This is a genomic window from Streptomyces sp. NPDC051907 (assembly GCF_040681075.1).
Taxonomy (GTDB): domain Bacteria; phylum Actinomycetota; class Actinomycetes; order Streptomycetales; family Streptomycetaceae; genus Streptomyces.
Window position 1 is genome coordinate 63,269 of record NZ_JBFAYB010000005.1, and the last position, 18,744, is coordinate 82,012.

Genomic DNA, 18,744 nt, shown 5'->3' on the forward strand with positions numbered 1-18,744 from the left:
CGCGAGCGGCCGCGGGGACGCTGGAGGCATGTCTCGGCTGAAGCGCGTCCTCATCGTCGTCACGGTGGTCGTCGCCGTTATAGCTCTCGCCCTCGGCGGCGGAGCGCTATGGCTGTACTCCGACGCGAAGGTGTCCACCGTCGGCTCGACGGAGTTCGACAACGAGCTGTCGGTGCCGCCGCTCGCGAAGTCCACGGTGACCAGCGACGGGACCCGCGTCTTCGACCTGACGATGCAGGCCGGCGAGAAGGAGTTCAGAGCCGGGAAGAAGACGCCCACCTGGGGCTTCAACGGCGACTACCTCGGGCCGACGCTGCGCGCCGCGCGCGGCGAGAAGGTCGCGGTGAAGGTCCGGAACAAGCTGGGCGAGGCCTCCACCGTGCACTGGCACGGGATGCACCTGCCCGCGAAGATGGACGGCGGCCCGCACCAGATGGTCGCCCCGGGCGCGACCTGGAGGCCGCACTGGAAGGTGGACCAGCCGGCCGCGACGCTCTGGTACCACCCGCATCCGCACGGCAAGACGGAGAAGCACGTGCAGCGGGGCCTGGCCGGGATGTTCCTCCTGGACGACGCCGCCGCCGACCGGCTCGCGCTGCCGAAGAAGTACGGCGTCGACGATCTGCCCGTCATCGTCCAGGACGTGCGCTTCGACGGGTCGAAGTTCGACCACGGGCACAAGATGATGCAGGACACCGGGTTCCTCGGCGACCGGACGATGGTCAACGGCACCCTCGACCCGTACAAGGAGGTCGGCGACGAGCTCGTACGGCTGCGGCTCCTCAACGGCTCGACCGCGCGCATCTATGACTTCGGCTTCTCCGACGACCGGGAGTTCGCGCTGATCGGGACGGACGGCGGGCTGCTGGAGAAGGCGGCGCGGATGGACCGGATCCGGCTGTCGCCGGGCGAGCGGGCCGAGATCGTCGTACACATGAAGCCGGGCGAGCGGACCGTGCTGCGCAGCTTCCCCCACGACTCCTTCGGGGACTTCTGGCAGAAGCGGTTCGCGGGCGGCGACGACTCCTTCGACGTCCTTCAGCTGCGGGCGAAGAAGACCCTGCGGGACTCCCCCGAGCTCCCCGGCGCACTGGGCGAGCTGGAGGTGCCGGACGGGTCGGACTCGGTGCGCGGGCGCTTCTTCGGGCTGCTCACCTCGGGCATCAACGGCAAGAAGATGGCGATGGACCGGATCGACGAGACGGTCACCCGGGGGACCGCGGAGACGTGGACCGTGCGCAACGAGCACAGCACGCCGCACAACTTCCACGTCCACGATGTGCAGTTCCGCGTCCTGGAGGTGGACGGCAAGCAGCCGCCGCCCTCGCTGCGCGGGGCCAAGGACACCGTCTTCGTGCCGGCTCATGCCACGGTGAAGCTGGCGATGCGCTTCGAGGGGCCTGCGGATCCTGATACTCCGTATATGTACCACTGCCATCTGCTGTACCACGAGGACCTGGGGATGATGGGGCAGTTCGTGGTCGTCGAGAAGGGCGAGAAGGCGGGCAAGGTGCGTACGCCTCACTCGCACGCAGGGCACTAACGTGCCGCCTATGACGACTGCACTGATTACGGGAGCGACCGCGGGCATCGGCGCCGCGTTCGCGCGACGGCTCGCCGCCGAGGGGCACAACCTGGTGCTGGTGGCCCGCGACACCAAACGGCTGCAGGAGCAGGCCACCGAACTGCACGACCGGCACGGCATCGAGGCGGAGGTGCTGACCGCCGACCTGGCCGAGGAGGCCGGGATCACGGCGGTCGAGAGGCGCCTCGGCGACCGGAAGAACCCGGTGGACCTGCTGGTCAACAACGCGGGGTTCGGCAACAAGGGACGCTTCTTGGAAGTGTCCATGGCCGACGAGCTGACCATGCTGAAGGTGCACTGCGAGGCGGTGCTGCGGCTGACGGCCGCGGCGACGGAGTCCATGCGCGAGCGCGGGCGGGGCGGCGTGGTGAACGTGGCGTCGGTGGCCGCGTTCGTGCCTCGCGGCACCTATGGCGCGTCGAAGGCGTGGGTCGTGCAGTTCACGCAGGGCGCGGCGCGGGATCTGGCGGGGTCGGGGGTGCGGCTGATGGCGCTCTGCCCCGGCTTCGTGCGCACCGAGTTCCACGAGCGCGCCGGGATGGGCACGGACAACATCCCCGGGTGGATGTGGCTGGACGCGGACAAGCTGGTGTCCACGGCGCTGGCGGACCTGGCCCGGGGGAAGTCCCTGTCGATCCCGGACCCCCGGTACAAGGCGCTGATGGGCGTGGTGAAGCTGGCGCCGCGCGGGATGCTGGGCGGGATCACGTCCAAGACAGGCCGGAAGTACGGTCCGCGGTAAGGGTGTGACAGGAGCCGTCCGGCCAGCGGACGCGGACGGCGCAGCTATAGGCGCCGCCGGCCTCGACGTCGGCCTCGACTTCGAATTCGACCTCGGCGAGCGTGTCGAGGGGCGCGGGGTCGGGCTCGGCGGTGAGGGACGCGAGGGCGACGAAGAGCGCCGGATCGCCGGCGGTACGGCCTTCCAGTGCGGCGGTGCGGGTGCGTCGGGCGAGCGGCGTGGAGCCGGTCTCGTACACACGGGTGCTCGAGTAGCCGTGCACGGGATGGAGTTGGGCGGTCGGGCCGTGCTCGTCGGTCGCCCAGCCGGTCTGGCGTACGGGGGTCCCCTCGGGCGCTCCGGCGACCAGATGGGCGCGTACCTCCACCCGGCCGAGGGCCAGCGTGGCGGAGACGACCCGGACGCCGGGGTGCGGGGTGTGGGCCGAGGCGAGCCAGCCGGGGCCTGAGCCGAGGGGGACGGCGGGTCCGCGCTCCGTCTCGACATCGTCGACGACCAGCGCGAAGTGGTTGTCGGCCAGGGCCTCGTGGGTGGTGGGGCCGGTCCGGGTCGAGTAGGCGAAGCGCGAGTAGTAGCGGGCGTCCTCGTCGTACACGGCGTGGTTGCTGCCGTGGTTGTGGAGGCGGACCACACCGTCGGCGGCGGTGGACTGGACGAGCATGTGCGGCGGTCCCACCAGGGTGACCGCGTCGGCGGTCTCGGCGGGCAGCGGTTCCTCGCGGTCGGTCCAGACGGGGTGGCCGGGCGGGATGAGCAGCCCGAGGAAGCCCTTGGCGGCCCAGTACGGCGAGCCGGGCCCCGAGTAGCTCTGCAGGACCGGCTCGTAGGGGCCGTGCCAGCCCAGCGAGAGCAGTCCGCGCTCGTCGCGCGCGCCTCGGTCGAGGAAGTGGCGCAGGGTCCCGGAGACGAGGCGGCGGGTGGCCCCGGGGGCGAGCGGGGTGTGGCCGGTCAGCGCGCCGAGCCAGGGCGCCGCGGCGGCGGCGAACCGGTAGGTCAGCGAACGCCCGTACGGCATGGGCGAGCCGTCCGCGCCGAAGAGGCGGGTCGCGTCGTCGAGGTGCCTGTGCAGGCGGGGGCCATAGCGGTCCAGGAGCCCCTGGTCGGCGGCGAGATGGGCATGGAGCACGGGATAGAAGTGCAGGGCCCAGCCGTTGTAGTGGTCGAAGGCGCGGTTGGCGCCGTCGCTGTACCAGCCGTCCCCCAGGTACCACTCCTCGATGCGGGCGAGGGAGCGGTCGACGGTGCGCCGGGCTCGGTCGGTCTCGATGCCGGCGTCCTGGAGGAAGCCGGCGACGGTGAGGCCGAAGAGCCACCAGTTGTTGTCGACCGGGGAGGGGTCCAGGGCGGGGAGCAGCCAGTCGACGGTCCGCTGGCGGGTGCGGTCGTCGAGGGCGTCCCAGAGCCAGGGGCGGGTGAGACGCAGGCTCAGCGCGACGGACGCGGACTCGACGATCGCCTGACGGACGTCGGCCGTCAGCGGCCAGGCCTCCGAGCGCTGGGTCCGCGCGGTTCCGGCGGCGAGCCCCTCGGCGTACCGGGCGAGATGGCCGTACGGGTCGCGGGCGTTGGGGTCGCAGCTCTGACGGGCGGCGTGCGGATCGGCGGCGTACGGGTCGCTCGGGTGTGGATCTCCGCTATAGGGGCCGGCGGGCGGGTCGGCGGCGTGCGCGCCCGCGATGCGGAGGGCGGCGAGGAGGAAGGTCCGGGCGTACCCTTCGAGGCCGTCCGACCGGGGACCGGAGCTGCTGGGGCGCGGTCCGGGGAGGTTGATCAGTCCATGCCGGGGCGAGGCGTAGGGGCGCACGGCCAGCAGGAGTTCGTCCGCTGTGGCTTCCCAGTGGCCGCGCGTCCAGCCGGTGTACGGGCTCAGCTCGCGGTTCTCGGACGGCGTGGGCATGAGGCGCATCATCACCGTGGATCGATCGACGGGTCAATGCATATGCGAGCGAACGATCGAATCCATTGTCGTTCGATCATATTGGACTAGGGTCTGTCTCATCGGGCCACCACACCGCGAGGGGGAGAGCCACCGTGCGCGAGAGTGCCGCTGAACGTCATAAGAGACTGCTGGAGCTGGTGCGCAAGCGCGGGAGCGCGCGCGTCTCGGACCTCGCCGGGCTGCTGGGGGTCTCCCCCGTCACCGTGCGCCGGGACGTGGAGGCGCTGGCCGGCGAGGGGCGGCTGGACCGCGTGCACGGATCGGTCTCCTGGCCGCAGGGCCGGGGGCAGGGCTGGGAGCCGTGGCGGGGGCAGGCGCCGGGCCAGGGGGGCGCCGAGCGGCGCGCGGGCGGCGGCGAGCTGGTGCTCGGGCTGCTCGCGCCCTCCGCGACGTACTACTTCGCCGAGGTCATCCGCGGGGCGCACGAAGCCGCGGCGCAGGCCGGCGCCCGGCTGGTCCTGCGGATCTCGGACTACCGCCCCGAGGAGGACCGCTCGCGCGCCGAGGGGCTGCTGGCCGCAGGCGCCGAGGGACTGCTGATCGCACCGGGCTGGCGCGGGCCGAAGGACCCGGCGGAGCACGGGGACTGGCTCACCGAACTGCCCGTGCCCACTGTGCTGCTGGAGCGCGGGGCCGCCCCCGGCAGCGCCCTGGACGGCCTGGACCGGGTCGTTTCCGACCACCGGCACGGGGTGCTGCTCGCCGTCCGCCATCTGGTGGGACTCGGGCACGGCGCGCCGCTGCTGGTCGCCCGAGCCGACAGCCCTACCGCGCTGGCCGTGCGCTCGGGGTACGTCGACGCGCTGGACGCGCTGGGCCTGCGAGCGCCCCGGGAGGCGATCGACTCGGTCTCGGCCGAGCAGCGGCCGGAGGACTTCGAGGCCGCGGTGCGGGCGCTGCACACGGCGGTGGCCTCCGGGCAGGCGACGGCGGCCGTGGTGCACAACGACGTGGACGCCATCCAGATGGTCCAGCGGCTGGCCGAGCTGGGCGTGCGGGTGCCGCAGGACCTGGCGCTCATCGCGTACGACGACGAGGTCGCCGCGCTCGCCGACACCCCGCTCACCGCGGTGGCCCCGCCCAAGCGGGCCGTGGGGCGGCAGGCCGCGCGGCTGCTGGTGGAGCGGCTGACGGCCGGTCCGGACGCGGACGAGCCGCGCAGGCATCTGTCGCTGCTGCCGCGGCTGCGGGTGCGCGCCTCCTGCGGCGCGGACCAGCGGACCCCCTGAGACGAGCGGACCTCCTGGCACCAGCAGACCCCTGAGACCAGCCGACCTCCTGAGCGGGCAGACCTCCTGAGGCGAGCAGACCCCTGAACGGATCGGGTGAGCATGAGGAGAGCCGCCCTGTCGAGCATTTCTGATCTATTTTCGCTCAATCGACCATCTGCTCTTGACTTCGTTCAGGACTGACCCAAGGATCGCGGCCAACGTCCATCCCGCGCCTGCCCAGGAGCCCGTGAAGCGAGGAGCTCGCGTTCCACCATGCACCGCGCCACTCACCATCGCCCCGCGCTCCTGATGGCCATGGGTCCCGGCATCGCCGAGCGCCTGCTCGCCGAGCGCCACCGCGCCCGCCTCACCGCGCTCGCCCGCACCGACCCGGACCTGGTCGCCCACAACCTCGCCGCCCCCGCGCCGCCCGTCGCCGCCGCCCTCGCCACGGCCGAGGTGCTGCTGACCTGCTGGGGAGCTCCCCCGCTCACCGCCGAGGTGCTCGCCGCGGCGCCCCGTCTGCGCGCGGTCGTCCACGCGGCCGGGTCCGTCAAGCACCACATCACCGAGGCCTGCTGGGAGCGCGGCATCGCGGTGACCTCGACGGCCGCGGCCAACGCCCTGCCCGTCGCCGAGTACACGCTCGCCGCTATCCTCTTCGCGGGCAAGCGCGTGCTGCGCTCGGCCCACCGGTACGGACAGCTGCGCGCCCCGCACGACTGGGTCTCGGAGCTCGACGGCGCGGGCAACTACCGCCGCACCGTGGGCGTCGTCGGCGCCTCGCGCATCGGCCGCCGTGTGATCGAGCTGCTGCGCCCCTTCGACCTGCGGGTCCTGCTGTACGACCCCTATGCGGACGCCGCCGAGGCCCGCGAACTCGGTGTCGTACGCACGGAGCTCGACGAGCTGTGCGCCCAGAGCGACGTCGTCACCGTCCACGCCCCGCAGCTCCCGGCCACCCACCACATGATCGACGCGCGGCGGCTCGCGCTCATGCCCGACGGGGCGACGCTGGTCAACACCTCGCGCGGCTCGCTGGTCGACGAGGCCGCGCTCCTGCCGGAGCTTCTCTCGGGCCGCCTCGACGCCGTGCTCGACGTCACCGATCCCGAAGCCCCGCCCGCCGACTCGCCGTTGTACGAGCTCCCGAACGTCCTGCTGACTCCGCATATCGCGGGCTCCCTGGGCAACGAGCTGCACCGGATGGCGGACCGGGCGCTCGACGAGCTGGAGCGCTACGCGGCCGGCCTGCCCTTCGCGGACCCGGTGCTCCCGGGGACGCTGCACCACTCGGCCTGAGGCGCTCCAGAGCGCCTGAAGCCCTCATATCTCACCAAACCGCATATCTCACTAAAATGGACGCATCCCACCCAGTCCCAGCAGACGGAATCGGGAGTCGCCATGAAATTCGTACAAATAATCGACTGTAAGACCGACCGGTCCGACGACATGGGCCGGCTGATGGACCAGTGGGTCGAACAGACCAAGGGCCGGCGGACCGCCACGCACAGCCTCATCGGCAAGGACCGCTCCGACGGGCACGTCGTAGAGATCGTCGAATTCCCGTCGTACGAAGAGGCGATGAAGAACTCCCAGCTGCCGGAGACGGACCGGATCTTCCAGGAGATGGTCGCCCTCTGCGACGGGATGCCCACGTTCACGGACCTCGACGTCGTCCGCGACGACCAGTTGAACGAAGCGCTGTCGCGCCGCTTCTTCTACGAGGTCGCCGCCGGCGGCGACCTCGCCGCCATCGACGAGCTGTTCGCGGCCGACTACCGCGACCACGACATCATGAAGGACGAGGAGTCGACGATCGGGTCCGAGGTGATCCGAAGCGACGTCACCGGATGGCGCGACGCCTTCGACTTCACGTTCACCCTGGACAAGGAGATCTGCCAGGGCGACGACGTCGTGACGCTGTGGTCGTGGAAGGGCACCCACAAGGGCGAGTTCATGGGCCTCGCGCCGACGGGCAAGGAGTGCACCATGACGGGCACCACGATCTTCCGGTGCGAGGACGGCAAGATCAAGGAAGGCTGGTGGCACTTCGACGCCATGGGCCTGATGCGCCAGCTCAGCTCCTGAACAGACGCGGAAGGCCCCCGTCCCAGCCGGCGAGCGGCTGGGACGGGGGCCTTTGTGCTGCGTGCGTCAGTGGGAGTGGCCGTGGCCGTGCCCGTGACCCGCGTCGCCCTCGTCCTCGGCCGGCTTCTCGACGACCAGGGTCTCGGTCGTGAGCAGCAGGGAGGCGATGGACGCGGCGTTCTCCAGCGCGGAGCGCGTGACCTTGACCGGGTCGATGACGCCGGCCTTCACCAGGTCGCCGTACTCGCCGGTCGCGGCGTTGAAGCCCTGGCCCTTGTCCAGCTCCGCCACCTTGGAGGTGATGACGTAGCCCTCGAGGCCGGCGTTCTCGGCGATCCAGCGCAGCGGCTCGACGGCGGCGCGGCGGACGACGGCGACACCGGTGGCCTCGTCGCCCTCCTTGCCGAGGTTGCCCTCGAGGACCTTGACGGCGTGGACGAGCGCGGAGCCGCCACCGGAGACGATGCCCTCCTCGACCGCGGCGCGGGTCGCGGAGATGGCGTCCTCCAGACGGTGCTTCTTCTCCTTCAGCTCCACCTCGGTGGCGGCGCCGACCTTGATCACGCACACGCCGCCGGCCAGCTTCGCGAGGCGCTCCTGGAGCTTCTCGCGGTCCCAGTCGGAGTCCGTGGACTCGATCTCGGCCTTGATCTGGTTGACGCGGCCGACGACGTCCTCGGACTTGCCGCCGCCGTCGACGACGGTGGTCTCGTCCTTGGTGATCGTCACGCGGCGGGCGGTGCCCAGCACGTCCAGACCGGCCTGGTCGAGCTTGAGGCCGACCTCCTCGGCGATGACGGTGGCGCCGGTGAGGGTCGCCATGTCCTGGAGCATCGCCTTGCGGCGGTCGCCGAAGCCGGGGGCCTTGACCGCGACCGCGTTGAAGGTGCCGCGGATCTTGTTCACGACCAGGGTCGACAGGGCCTCGCCCTCGACGTCCTCGGCGATGATCAGCAGCGGCTTCGAGGCGCCGCCCTGGATGATCTTCTCGAGGAGCGGGAGCAGGTCCTGGATCGAGGAGATCTTGCCCTGGTTGATCAGGATGTACGGGTCGTCGAGGACGGCCTCCATACGCTCCTGGTCGGTCACCATGTACGGGGACAGGTAGCCCTTGTCGAAGGCCATGCCCTCGGTGAAGTCGAGCTCCAGGCCGAAGGTGTTGGACTCCTCGACGGTGATGACACCGTCCTTGCCGACCTTGTCCATCGCCTCGGCGATGAGCTCGCCGACCTGCTGGTCCTGCGCGGAGAGCGCGGCCACGGCGGCGATGTCGGCCTTGTCGTCGATCGGGCGGGCGGTCGCGAGGAGCTCCTCGGACACGGCCTTGACCGCGGCGTCGATGCCCTTCTTGAGGGCGGCCGGGGACGCGCCCGCGGCGACGTTGCGCAGACCCTCGCGGACCAGCGCCTGGGCGAGCACGGTGGCGGTGGTGGTGCCGTCGCCAGCGATGTCGTTGGTCTTGGTCGCCACCTCCTTCACCAGCTGCGCGCCGAGGTTCTCGTACGGGTCCTCGATCTCGACCTCGCGGGCGATCGTGACACCGTCGTTGGTGATGGTGGGAGCGCCGAACTTCTTGTCGATGACGACGTTGCGGCCGCGGGGGCCGATCGTCACCTTGACCGTGTCGGCAAGCTTGTTGACGCCGCGCTCGAGGGCGCGACGGGCGTCCTCGTCGAACTTCAGGATCTTCGCCATGGAGCTTTCAAGTCCTCTCAAAAACGAACTGCGCCCCGGACCGCCCGGCTGTGATATCGCGGGGGCCAGGGGCGCAGGTCACGTACAACCGGGATGAACTACTTCTCGACGATCGCGAGCACGTCGCGAGCCGAGAGGACGAGGTACTCCTCGCCGCTGTACTTCACCTCGGTGCCGCCGTACTTGCTGTAGAGCACGACGTCGCCGGTCTTGACGTCGAGCGGCAGGCGCTCGCCGTTCTCGAAGCGACCCGGGCCCACCGCGAGGACGACGCCCTCCTGGGGCTTCTCCTTCGCAGTGTCCGGGATGACCAGGCCAGAGGCCGTGGTCTGCTCGGCGTCGAGCGGCTGGACCACAATGCGGTCCTCGAGCGGCTTGATGGCAACCTTGGAGCTGGCGGTCGTCACGATCCGACCTCCCCCTTCGGAGATCTCACGGGGTTAACTGTCTGAGGTGGCGACCAGGTGGATCCGTCGTCGCGGGTGCCGGACCTGCCCGTCGCTGTGTTGGCACTCTCCTACGGGGAGTGCCAGACCTGAGACTATGACCGCGATTAGCACTCGGTCAAGCGGAGTGCCAATGAGCGCTGTGGCGTCGTTTCGATCTCGATTGCCTCAGCCCGCCGCCGCGGGCCCTCCCGACCGGTCCCGGCCCGCTCCCGCAGGGACAACGCAGCGGCCCGCGCCGGGGTTCCGGCGGCGGCTCCCGTCTCGCCTCCGTGCACACCTCCATGAACGTCTCCGCGCACGTCTCCGTAGACCGCGCGGACATGCCGCGCCGCCTTGCGGGCGAGCCGCTCGATGGGGTCGAGCGAGGAGGGCGAGGCCTGCGGGGAGCACCCGGCGGCGAGAAGGGCGCCGACAGCGAGCAGCCTGACGAGCGGCCGGCGCGCGCCGCTCATCCGCGGAGCCTGTCGTCCATAGCCGCCGGTCGCCCATAGCGGTCGGCCGGCTGTCGTCCATGGCGGCCGGTCAACTGTCGTTCGCAGCGGTCGGTCGGCTGTCGTCCAGTGCGGTCAGGCAGTTGTCGTCCATGGCGGCCGGTCATCTATAGCCGCCGGTCATGCGCGGCCGCCGGTCATACGTAGTCCTCCAGCCTGGCCACGGCGTACCCCTTGGCGGTGACCGTGTTCAGGACCTGCCGGATCATGTCGGGCATCGTGCCCTTCCAGTCCTCGCGGCCGCGGAAATGGGTGAGGATGATGTCGCCGGCGTGCAGGTCGCGGTCCCACTCCCGCCACTCCATACGGTCGGGGAACCCCTCCGCCGCCCAGAGCGGCACCGCCTTGACTCCGCAGGACTGCGCGGCGCGCAGGGTGTCGCGGTTGTAGTTGCCGAACGGCGGGCGGAAGAGCGGGGGCCGCTTGCCATAGCGCTTCTCGATGTTGGCCTGCTGGCCGCAGATCTCGCGCTTCTGCGCGGCGTAGGAGAGCCCGGGCATATAGCGGTGGTTGAGCGTGTGGTTGTGCAGGAAGACTCCGCGGTCCTGCATCCGCTTGAAGTAGCCGTAGTCGTCGTTGATCACGTAGTCGCTGATGAAGGCGCTGTACGGGATCCGCAGGTCGGACATCATCCGCAGCAGCGCGGGGTCCTTCTCCGAGCCGTCGTCGATCGTCAGGAAGACGACCTTCTCCTTGACCGGCACCGTGGTGAAGACGGGCGGCAGGTCCTCGGCCCCCTCGACCTCGAACCCCTTGCGGGTGGTGATCCTCGGCTTGACGGCGGGCGGCATGGGCGCGACCAGCGGGGTCTTCTTCAGCCCCCACTTCTTGGCGGCGGCGACCCGCGCGGCGTGGGCGGCCCGTACCCGCGTCACATACGAGGAGAGCGCGCCGGCCGGCCCCCGCCGCTCCTTCGCCTGCTGGCCGGGGGCCGGCTGCGGCGGGGCGTCCGTCTCCGCGCCGCCGCAGCCGGAGGCGAGGGCCGCGAGGACGAGGGCGGCGAGGGCGGTGCGCGCGCGGGCAGGGCGGCGGCGACGGCCCTGCCCGCGACTCCGCCCACGACCTTGAATGACACACTTATGCTCTTTTTGTCTTACTAGCTGCATGGCGCTGGATCCTGTCAGCACGGATCCGTACGGCCCCGCCGACACCTCCGCCGCGAGCGCACCATCCCCCACCTGGCCCACAATGATCCGGTGAACGACCTCTCCGCCCTCGACGCCTTCTCCTCGCTGCAGACCGACCAGGGCAGGGCGCTGCTGGCCGAGCTGCGCGACTACGACCCCGCGCAGGAGCTGGCGATCGCCACCCGGCTGCGCCGCGAGCACCCCGCCGAGCTGGTCTCGGCCGCGCTCACCCAGGCGAGGCTGCGGCAGCGCGCGGCGGCGAAGTTCGGCGCGCAGGACGCGCAACGGATGTTCTTCACCCCCAACGGCGTCGAGCAGGCGACCCGCTCCTCGGTCGCGGCGTACCGAGCCGGCCGGTTCGCCGCCCTGGGCGTGCGCAGCGTGGCCGATCTGTGCAGCGGCATCGGCGGCGACGCCCTCGCGCTCGCCCGGGCGGGCATCTCCGTGCTCGCCGTGGACCGCGACCCGCTGACGGCCGCCGTCGCGCGGGCGAACGCGCGGGCGCTGGGCCTCGCGGACCTGATCGAGGTCCGCTGCGCGGATGTGACGGAGATCGACACGACGGCGTACGACGCGGTCTTCGTGGACCCCGCCCGGCGCGGCGGACGGGGGCGGATCTTCGACCCGGAGGCGTACTCCCCGCCCCTGTCCTGGGCGATCCAGGCGGCCCGCACCCGCCCGCACGCGGCCCTGAAGATCGCGCCGGGCATCCCGCACGAGGCGGTGCCCGAGGACGCCGAGGCGGAGTGGATCTCGGACGGCGGCGATGTGAAGGAGGCGGTGCTCTGGTTCGGCGCCCGCCCGGGCGCGATCAGCGCGACGCTGCTGCCGGGCCCGCGCTCGCTGACCGGGGCGGGCCTGCCCGACCCGGCGGTGCGCACGGTGGGCCGGTTCCTGTACGAGCCGGACGGCGCGGTCATCCGGGCGCATCTGGTGGCCGACGTGGCCGCCGAGCTGGGCGGCGGGCTGATCGACGAGACGATCGCGTACGTCACGGCGGACGAGCTGAGGCCGACCGCGTACGCGACGGCGTACGAGATCACCGACGAACTCCCCTTCAACGTGAAGAAGTTGAAGGCGCTGCTGCGCGAGCGCGAGGTCGGGGTGCTGACGGTCAAGAAGCGCGGCTCGGCGGTGGAGCCGGAGGAGCTGCGCCGCAAGGTGAAGCCACAGGGGCGCAACGCGGCGACGGTCTTCCTGACGAGGGTGGCGGGGGCGCCGACGATGCTCGTGGGGCGTCCCGCGTAACCAAGATCACCCCGCGGTCTTCTTTTCCCCAACCGACGGTTGGCCGGAAGCCGTTGTTAGGGTCGGGTGACTGTGTCGGGTGGCTCTAGGGGGAGTGATGGTGGAGAAGGCGAACCTCGACGTCGCCGAGGAGGACCTGACCCAGCTCGCGGGGGACCTCGACGCGATGCAGCGCCATCTGGACAGCCAGGTGCGGCGCATGGACGCGGTCGTGGACCGTATCGAGGCCGGCTGGAAGGGCGAGGCGTCCAAGGGCTACCGCGCGCTGCACCGGGGCGCGGCCGAGGACGCCGTGCGGATCAGGGAGATCCTCGTCGTCCTCGAGGAGGCGATGCGGATGAGCCGGGACGGCTTCACCCAGCAGGAGCTGGACACGCTGCGGCGGATGCGCAGCCAGCAGAGCCAGGTCGACGTCGTACGGGAGGCCCAGGAGCTGTCCGAGGACACCGCGCCGACGCCGCCGAGCAGCCGCATCCTCGACATCTGAGCCGACGCCTGAGCCGAGTCCGTGTCGACGTCCGAGCCGGTGCCTGAGCCGAGGCTGAGGCGACGTCCGGGCCAGGCGTCTGAGTCGGCGTCCGGGCCGGCGTCCGAGTCGTATCTGAGCCACGTAGGAAACCGGGGGAACACCGCATGACCGACGACTACATAGGCGTCAGCTTCACCACTCTGCGCGATCTGGCGGGCGAGCTGGAGGACATCCTCAAGCAGCTCAACCTGCGCCTGGAGACCCTCTACACCCGCACCGAGAAGGTCGTGCTGACCTGGCAGGGCGACGCGCGCGAGGCCTTCGTCGAGGAACTCGACCAGTGGGACAAGCAGATGCAGGACCTCCAGGCCGCGCAGGCCTGGCTGCACGAGGTCGTCACGACCGGCCAGGCCAACTACGGCGCCGCCCACCGCGCCGTCCTGCGAGGCTGGGGAGCCGCCTGATGGGCACCCCGCCCCCGCCCCCGCCGGCGAACGGCACGATCGACGTCAAGCCGTCCGATCTGTCCATGCCGGAAGCGCCTTAGCATGCCCGACGTGACCACCTACACCGGAGCCGTCTTCAACAACGGAGCGGTCTCCAGAATCCTCGATCTGGCCGTCGCGTGCCGACACGACGACGCCAGCCCCCTCGAGGACGAACTGGCCCGGTTCTGCCGGACGATCGAGGACTCGCCGCAGGCCGACTGGGCCATGCCCGTCGCCACGGTGTCCGCCCTGCTCGATCTGCTCTCGGACCAGCTCGCATCCGAGGAGCCGCCCGAGACGCCGGCCGGGTTCTCCGAGAAGCTCGGCGAAGCCGCCGGCGAGCTGTCCGGGCCCGAATTCCTCCGACTGCTCTCCGGTCTGCTCCGGCTTCAGGACCGGGAGGCCGTTCCGGACTTCGAGCAATTGCCGATGGCGGCCTGGGAAGCCCGTCTGAAGTTCGGCAGGATCGCGCAGTTCTGGTGGTGGGTGGACTCGGGCGAGTACGAGGACTTCGACGAGGGGGTGCGCGAGGGAGTCGCGAGCGAGCATCCCACCCGCTGCCATCAGGACATGTCCGCACTGGCCGCGGAGCTTCAGGAGGCTCTGCTGCTCTTCCCCACACCACAGGCACTCGAGGCCGGGCTCGTCGAGGCGATCCCCTGGGCCTCCAAGCCGGTCCTGCAGGCCATTCTCAACGCCGTCCACGTCCACTTCGAAGAGCAGCACTGAGGTCAATTCCGTGTCGAATCCGAACCGTTCCGCCACTTATCCCGACCGGGAGGCCGCGCAGTGGGCGACCCAGCAGGTCGTGACCGCCAACGAGCAGGCGATCCACCGCTGGCTGGCCCAGTCGACGCGGCAGCGCCTGACCATCGAGGCCGCCTGGCCCTCGCGCCCCGAGCCGGTCGGGCGGGTCCTGCTGCAGGCGATGATGCTCGCCGGCCGCGAGCCGATCGACGTCCGCGCCGCCCGCGTGGTCCTCAAGCGGGACACCGCCAGCCCGCACGGCTTCACCGTCCACGCCACCTTCCCGATCTACCTCTAGAGGCAGCACACCCGTGTCCCTGAAGCCGCGCGAACACGACCGCAAATACGGCGAGCTGGACCACGTCGTCCGGGCCTACCTCGGCCGCACGGCCGACGAGGACGAGCCGCTGACCGCCTACCTCCGCCACACCTGGCGCACCCGCCCCTGGGCCCTGCCCGTCGCTGAGCACCAGCTGCGCGAGTACGCGGAGAACCCCCCGGGCCGACTGCGCCTGCGGCTGGGCGAGTTCTACCCCGTGCCGGACGTCGGCCTGCCCGACGCGGAGATCCAGGCCTGGCTGCTGCGGCTGGCCGAGCGCCTCAAGGAGAGCGTCGAGACCGGCCAGGCCCCGCCCCCCGCCACCCCCCAGACCCACTGGGAGTGGCACGCCCGCTTCCCCGAGCTCGCCCAGCTGCTCGGCGGCTGGTACTCCCAGGACATGCCCGAGGAGTTCGAGGACCACGACGCGGCGCTCGACGACTACCTCGACACCACCGACAGCGGTCTGATCGCCCAGCTCAGCGGCGAGGTGCACGACCTGCTCACCCTCCCCCTGGACGAGTCCGACTACGCGCTGGCGCTCGCCGAGCTCGGCATGGAGGTCGACCCGCCCGAGTCCTTCGCCCCCGGCGCCTGGCTCACCGAGCTGGCCGCCCGTCTGCGCGCACGCTGACCGGGGAACGGAGACAGGCCGGCGGCCCGCGGGGGGCTGCCGGCCTGTCGGCCTGTCGGAGACGAGGGGGCGGGGACGGGCGCGGCGGAGGCCTGCTGCTCTCAGCCGCGGCCGAGACGGACCGCCCACCGGTAGTGGGTCACCGCCTTCGCGACGCCCAGCAGGCCCGTCAGCCACATGATGAAGCCCATCCCCATGACGACGGTCACCTCCGCGTACGTCTCGCTGCCGGGCCGGGCGCCCGCCGGGTAGGCGAAGCAGACCCACAGGCCGAGCGCGCACAGCACGAACGACGGGATGAGCCAGAGCAGGCTCTCGCCCGGCGCGCGGTGGCGGGCGTCGCGGGCCGGGTCGTGGGCCAGGGACGACCACTGGGCCAGCCGTTCGCGCACCGCCTTGTCGCGCCGGATCCCCGCCACGATCACCAGCCCGGTGGGAATCATCGCTCCCAGACCGATCGCCATGAAGATCGGGATGAGCATGTACGAGGTCGCGTCGACGCCGTCGTGGAAGGTCGTCAGCGCCGCGCCGATCATCCCCCACCCGGCCGCGAAGCCGGCCGCCGTCAGCCAGAACAGCAGCAGGCGCGACAGTCCGATGCTCAGCCGGCTCAGCTCGCCCATCGCCCTCCCCCGGTCGTTCAGCATCGACTCGTCGTCGGGCCAGGCGCGTATCTCGGCAGGCGGCGGAGGGGGCGGAAGCGTACTGCGGGACATGCGCACGAGGCTATCGCCTGATCAGAAGGCGAGATCAGTCAGCTCCTCGGGCACCGGCAAGAGCCCGTCTGGGCCGGGGACCTGCGCGTCTCACTCGCACTGCGCCGCCCGCTTCAGCAGCAGCTCCCTCTCCCGCTCGTTGCGCGTCAGCGACGCCGCCCGCTCGAACTCCTCCCGGGCCTCGGCCGTCCGCCCCAGCCGGGACAGCAGGTCGCCTCGCACGCTGGGCAGCAGGTGGTACCCCTTCAGCGCCGGCTCCCGCGCCAGCGCGTCCACCAGGGGCAGTGCCGCCTCGGGGCCCTCCGCCATGGAGACGGCGACCGCGCGGTTGAGCTCCACCACCGGGGAGGGGGCGACCGCGGCCAACTGCCTATAGAGGACGGCGATCGTGGACCAGTCCGTGTCGCTATAGCGGACCGCCTGGGCGTGGCAGGCGGCGATGGCGGCCTGGAGGGCGTACGGCCCGGGGGCGCCCTCGGCGGTCGCGTTCGCCCGGCCCAGGGCCGCGAAGCCGCGCCGGATCAGCAGCTGGTTCCAGCGGGTGCGGTTCTGGTCGGCGAGCAGCACCGGCTCGCCGTCCGGGCCGGTCCGGGCCGCCGTGCGCGAGGCCTGGATCTCCAACAGCGCGACGAGCCCGTGCACTTCGGGCTCCTCGGGCATCAGCCCGGCGAGCACACGGCCGAGCCGCAGCGCGTCCTCGCACAGCGCGGGGCGCACCCAGTCGTCGCCCGCGGTGGCGGAGTAGCCCTCGTTGAAGACGAGGTAGACGACCTCCAGGACCGACGGGAGGCGCTCGGCGCGGTCGGCGCCGTAGGGCGCCTCGAAGGAGACGCCCGCCTTGGCGAGGGTGCGCTTGGCGCGCACGATGCGCTGGGCGACGGTCGGCTCCGCGGCCAGGAAGGCCCGTGCGATCTCCTCGGTCGTCAGCCCGCCCAGCAGCCGCAGGGTCAAGGCGATCCGCGCTTGGGTGGACAGGACCGGATGGCACGCGGTGAAGATCAGCCGCAGCAGGTCGTCGTCGATGTCGTCGGCGTCGGCGGGCTCCGCGGGCGGCACGTCCTCCAGGGTCCGCCCGACCTCCGCCAGCTTGCGGGCGTACGTCTCCTTGCGGCGTACGAGGTCGATCGCCCGGTGCTTGGCGGTGGCCATGAGCCAGGCGCCCGGCTTCTCGGGGACGCCCGACTCCGGCCACTGCTCCAGCGCGGCGACCAGTGCGTCCTGCGCGAGCTCCTCGGCGATGCCCACGTCCCGTACGATCCGGGCGACGCCGGCGATGATCCGCGCCGACTCGATCCTGAACACCGCTTCCACCGCGCTCGCTGTCGTCACGGCCACCCATCAGAGCAGCCCTGGGAGCGCGGAGGCAAACACCTGGGCGCCCCGTCCGCTCAGGAGGGGGGCAGGGTCTCCAGCGACTCGAACCGCCAGCGGTGCACGGGCCGGGTGATCAACTGGGCGTCGGGCTCCGGCAGCTCCGGCAGCGGCGCGTTCACGTCGTCCGCGTCCCACCAGGTGATGACGAGGACGCGGTCCTGCGGGGCGCGCAGGGTCTCCTGGCGCAGCGGCTCCGACGCCAGCTCCTGCGCCCGGGCCCGCGCCCACTCCAGCAGCTCCGCGCCGCGGCCCTGCACGGCGCGGGCCTCCCACATCAGCGCGACCGTCATGCCGCTCATGAGTAGAGGTTGTCCTTGCTGATCTCGTGCACATGGTCGTGCGTGTGGGCGTGCTTGTGGGCGTGCGGCTGCTTCTCGCCCGGGACGTGGGGGTCCGTCACCGGCAGGGACGAGTCCGCCGACAGCTCCCAGTCGGAGGCCGGCCTGTTGCGGGCGACCATCTCCGCCCCCAGCGCCGCCACCATCGCGCCGTTGTCGGTGCACAGCCCGGGCCGGGGCACGCGCAGCCGGATGCCCGCCCGCTCGCACCGCTCCAGGGCGAGCGCGCGCAGCCGGGAGTTGGCCGCCACTCCCCCGCCGATCATCAGATGGTCCACGCCCTGGTCCTTGCAGGCCCGCACCGCCTTGCGGGTGAGCACGTCGACGACCGCCTCCTGGAAGGACGCGGCCACGTCCCGCACCGGCACCTCCTCGCCCGCGGCCCGCTTGGCCTCGATCCAGCGGGCCACCGAGGTCTTGAGGCCGGAGAAGGAGAAGTCGTACGCGGGGTCGCGCGAGCCGCTCAGTCCGCGCGGGAACGCGATGGCCGCGGGGTCGCCCTCCTTCGCCAGCCGGTCGATCACCGGACCGCCGGGGAAGCCGAGGTCGAGCACCCGCGCGATCTTGTCGAAGGCCTCGCCGGCCGCGTCGTCGATCGTCGCGCCCATGGGCCGCACGTCCGCGGTGATGTCGGGCGCGAGCAGCAGCGAGGAGTGGCCGCCGGAGACCAGCAGCGCCATCGTCGGCTCGGGCAGCGGCCCGTGCTCCAGCTGGTCGACGCAGATGTGCGAGGCGAGGTGGTTCACCCCGTACAGCGGCTTGTTCAGGGCGTACGCGTACGCCTTCGCCGCCGAGACGCCGACCAGCAGCGCGCCCGCGAGGCCGGGGCCGGCGGTCACGGCGATGCCGTCGAGGTCGCGCGCCGAGACGCCCGCGTCCTTCAGGGCGCGCTCGATGGTGGGGACCATCGCCTCCAGATGCGCGCGCGAGGCGATCTCGGGGACCACGCCGCCGAAGCGGGCGTGCGTGTCCACGCTGGAGGCGACGGCGTCCGCGAGCAGGGTCGTACCGCGTACGACGCCGACGCCGGTCTCGTCGCAGGAGGTCTCGATGCCGAGTACGAGCGGTTCGTCAGCCATCA

General features: G+C 71.7%; 19 protein-coding genes. 11 read left to right on the forward strand and 8 right to left on the reverse strand.

The features are described from left to right. Positions 1–28: 28 nt before the first annotated feature. Positions 29–1,543, forward strand: a complete 1,515-nt coding sequence (locus AB0M39_RS05095; RefSeq protein ID WP_365360304.1) for a multicopper oxidase domain-containing protein — start codon at positions 29–31, stop codon at positions 1,541–1,543. A gap of 10 nt (positions 1,544–1,553) precedes the next feature. Then, positions 1,554–2,327: an SDR family oxidoreductase gene (locus AB0M39_RS05100; protein ID WP_365360306.1), complete on the forward strand. Its 774-nt coding sequence runs from the start codon at positions 1,554–1,556 to the stop codon at positions 2,325–2,327. Here AB0M39_RS05100 and AB0M39_RS05105 read toward each other — a convergent pair. Continuing rightward, positions 2,290–4,224 (reverse strand): DUF2264 domain-containing protein, encoded by a 1,935-nt coding sequence (locus AB0M39_RS05105; protein WP_365360308.1) that lies wholly within the window; start codon positions 4,222–4,224, stop codon positions 2,290–2,292. The two genes, AB0M39_RS05100 and AB0M39_RS05105, sit on opposite strands and share 38 nt — an antisense overlap. A gap of 134 nt (positions 4,225–4,358) precedes the next feature. Between AB0M39_RS05105 and AB0M39_RS05110 the strand changes: the two genes are divergently transcribed. From AB0M39_RS05110 to AB0M39_RS05120, 3 genes are all read left to right on the forward strand, one after another. After that, entirely contained in the window at positions 4,359–5,495 is a 1,137-nt protein-coding gene (locus tag AB0M39_RS05110; protein WP_365360310.1) for a substrate-binding domain-containing protein, read from the forward strand. 255 nt (positions 5,496–5,750) lie between these two features. After that, on the forward strand, positions 5,751–6,779 hold the full coding sequence (locus AB0M39_RS05115; protein ID WP_365360312.1) for a hydroxyacid dehydrogenase: 1,029 nt from the start codon (positions 5,751–5,753) through the stop codon (positions 6,777–6,779). 102 nt (positions 6,780–6,881) lie between these two features. Then, positions 6,882–7,568 carry an ester cyclase gene (locus tag AB0M39_RS05120; protein ID WP_365360314.1) on the forward strand — a complete coding sequence of 229 codons (687 nt, stop codon included), beginning with the start codon at positions 6,882–6,884 and terminating at the stop codon, positions 7,566–7,568. 66 nt (positions 7,569–7,634) lie between these two features. Here the strand turns inward: AB0M39_RS05120 and groL are convergent, their stop codons facing one another. The 3 genes from groL to AB0M39_RS05135 form a co-directional block, all read right to left on the reverse strand. After that, positions 7,635–9,263 (reverse strand): chaperonin GroEL, encoded by a 1,629-nt coding sequence (groL, locus tag AB0M39_RS05125; protein ID WP_365360316.1) that lies wholly within the window; start codon positions 9,261–9,263, stop codon positions 7,635–7,637. Positions 9,264–9,361: 98 nt separating this feature from the next. After that, the gene (gene groES / locus AB0M39_RS05130) at positions 9,362–9,670 is read right to left on the reverse strand and encodes a co-chaperone GroES (RefSeq protein ID WP_119103562.1); all 309 of its coding nucleotides are present in this window, start codon (positions 9,668–9,670) and stop codon (positions 9,362–9,364) included. Positions 9,671–10,340: 670 nt separating this feature from the next. Next, positions 10,341–11,390: a polysaccharide deacetylase family protein gene (locus tag AB0M39_RS05135; RefSeq protein WP_365360319.1), complete on the reverse strand. Its 1,050-nt coding sequence runs from the start codon at positions 11,388–11,390 to the stop codon at positions 10,341–10,343. A gap of 9 nt (positions 11,391–11,399) precedes the next feature. Here AB0M39_RS05135 and AB0M39_RS05140 point away from each other — a divergent pair, with 9 nt between their 5' ends. The 6 genes from AB0M39_RS05140 to AB0M39_RS05165 all read left to right on the forward strand — a co-directional run bounded on the left by AB0M39_RS05140 (position 11,400) and on the right by AB0M39_RS05165 (position 15,235). Further along, positions 11,400–12,578 carry a class I SAM-dependent methyltransferase gene (locus AB0M39_RS05140; protein WP_365360321.1) on the forward strand — a complete coding sequence of 393 codons (1,179 nt, stop codon included), beginning with the start codon at positions 11,400–11,402 and terminating at the stop codon, positions 12,576–12,578. A gap of 97 nt (positions 12,579–12,675) precedes the next feature. Next, positions 12,676–13,065, forward strand: a complete 390-nt coding sequence (locus AB0M39_RS05145) for a WXG100 family type VII secretion target (protein WP_365360323.1) — start codon at positions 12,676–12,678, stop codon at positions 13,063–13,065. A 146-nt stretch (positions 13,066–13,211) separates the two neighbouring features. Then, positions 13,212–13,511: a WXG100 family type VII secretion target gene (locus AB0M39_RS05150; RefSeq protein WP_365360325.1), complete on the forward strand. Its 300-nt coding sequence runs from the start codon at positions 13,212–13,214 to the stop codon at positions 13,509–13,511. A gap of 93 nt (positions 13,512–13,604) precedes the next feature. After that, entirely contained in the window at positions 13,605–14,264 is a 660-nt protein-coding gene (locus tag AB0M39_RS05155; RefSeq protein ID WP_365360327.1) for a hypothetical protein, read from the forward strand. A gap of 10 nt (positions 14,265–14,274) precedes the next feature. Then, positions 14,275–14,580 carry an RNase A-like domain-containing protein gene (locus tag AB0M39_RS05160; RefSeq protein ID WP_365360329.1) on the forward strand — a complete coding sequence of 102 codons (306 nt, stop codon included), beginning with the start codon at positions 14,275–14,277 and terminating at the stop codon, positions 14,578–14,580. A gap of 13 nt (positions 14,581–14,593) precedes the next feature. Next, a complete protein-coding gene (locus tag AB0M39_RS05165) occupies positions 14,594–15,235 on the forward strand; it encodes a contact-dependent growth inhibition system immunity protein (RefSeq protein WP_365360331.1) in 642 nt (213 codons plus the stop codon). A 101-nt stretch (positions 15,236–15,336) separates the two neighbouring features. On the opposite strand, the gene AB0M39_RS05170 is transcribed toward AB0M39_RS05165, so the two are convergent. The 4 genes from AB0M39_RS05170 to tsaD form a co-directional block, all read right to left on the reverse strand. After that, complete coding sequence (locus AB0M39_RS05170) at positions 15,337–15,951, reverse strand: hypothetical protein (protein ID WP_365360333.1); 615 nt, start codon at positions 15,949–15,951, stop codon at positions 15,337–15,339. Positions 15,952–16,041: 90 nt separating this feature from the next. Further along, the gene (locus AB0M39_RS05175; protein ID WP_365360335.1) at positions 16,042–17,280 is read right to left on the reverse strand and encodes an RNA polymerase sigma factor; all 1,239 of its coding nucleotides are present in this window, start codon (positions 17,278–17,280) and stop codon (positions 16,042–16,044) included. 59 nt (positions 17,281–17,339) lie between these two features. Beyond that, positions 17,340–17,624: a hypothetical protein gene (locus AB0M39_RS05180; protein WP_365360337.1), complete on the reverse strand. Its 285-nt coding sequence runs from the start codon at positions 17,622–17,624 to the stop codon at positions 17,340–17,342. Next, the gene (gene tsaD, locus AB0M39_RS05185; RefSeq protein ID WP_365360340.1) at positions 17,621–18,742 is read right to left on the reverse strand and encodes a tRNA (adenosine(37)-N6)-threonylcarbamoyltransferase complex transferase subunit TsaD; all 1,122 of its coding nucleotides are present in this window, start codon (positions 18,740–18,742) and stop codon (positions 17,621–17,623) included. Before tsaD ends, AB0M39_RS05180 begins: the two co-directional genes overlap by 4 nt. Between the last annotated feature and the right edge of the window lie 2 nt (positions 18,743–18,744).

Coding starts and splice junctions, on each gene's coding strand:
- AB0M39_RS05180 (WP_365360337.1), bottom strand. CDS start 17,624: ATGAGCGGCATGACGGTCGCGCTGATGTGGGAGGCCCGCGCCGTGCAG.
- AB0M39_RS05145 (WP_365360323.1), top strand. CDS start 12,676: ATGGTGGAGAAGGCGAACCTCGACGTCGCCGAGGAGGACCTGACCCAG.
- AB0M39_RS05095 (WP_365360304.1), top strand. CDS start 29: ATGTCTCGGCTGAAGCGCGTCCTCATCGTCGTCACGGTGGTCGTCGCC.
- AB0M39_RS05150 (WP_365360325.1), top strand. CDS start 13,212: ATGACCGACGACTACATAGGCGTCAGCTTCACCACTCTGCGCGATCTG.
- groL (WP_365360316.1), bottom strand. CDS start 9,263: ATGGCGAAGATCCTGAAGTTCGACGAGGACGCCCGTCGCGCCCTCGAG.
- AB0M39_RS05170 (WP_365360333.1), bottom strand. CDS start 15,951: ATGTCCCGCAGTACGCTTCCGCCCCCTCCGCCGCCTGCCGAGATACGC.
- AB0M39_RS05105 (WP_365360308.1), bottom strand. CDS start 4,224: ATGCCCACGCCGTCCGAGAACCGCGAGCTGAGCCCGTACACCGGCTGG.
- AB0M39_RS05115 (WP_365360312.1), top strand. CDS start 5,751: ATGCACCGCGCCACTCACCATCGCCCCGCGCTCCTGATGGCCATGGGT.
- AB0M39_RS05100 (WP_365360306.1), top strand. CDS start 1,554: ATGACGACTGCACTGATTACGGGAGCGACCGCGGGCATCGGCGCCGCG.
- AB0M39_RS05120 (WP_365360314.1), top strand. CDS start 6,882: ATGAAATTCGTACAAATAATCGACTGTAAGACCGACCGGTCCGACGAC.
- tsaD (WP_365360340.1), bottom strand. CDS start 18,742: ATGGCTGACGAACCGCTCGTACTCGGCATCGAGACCTCCTGCGACGAG.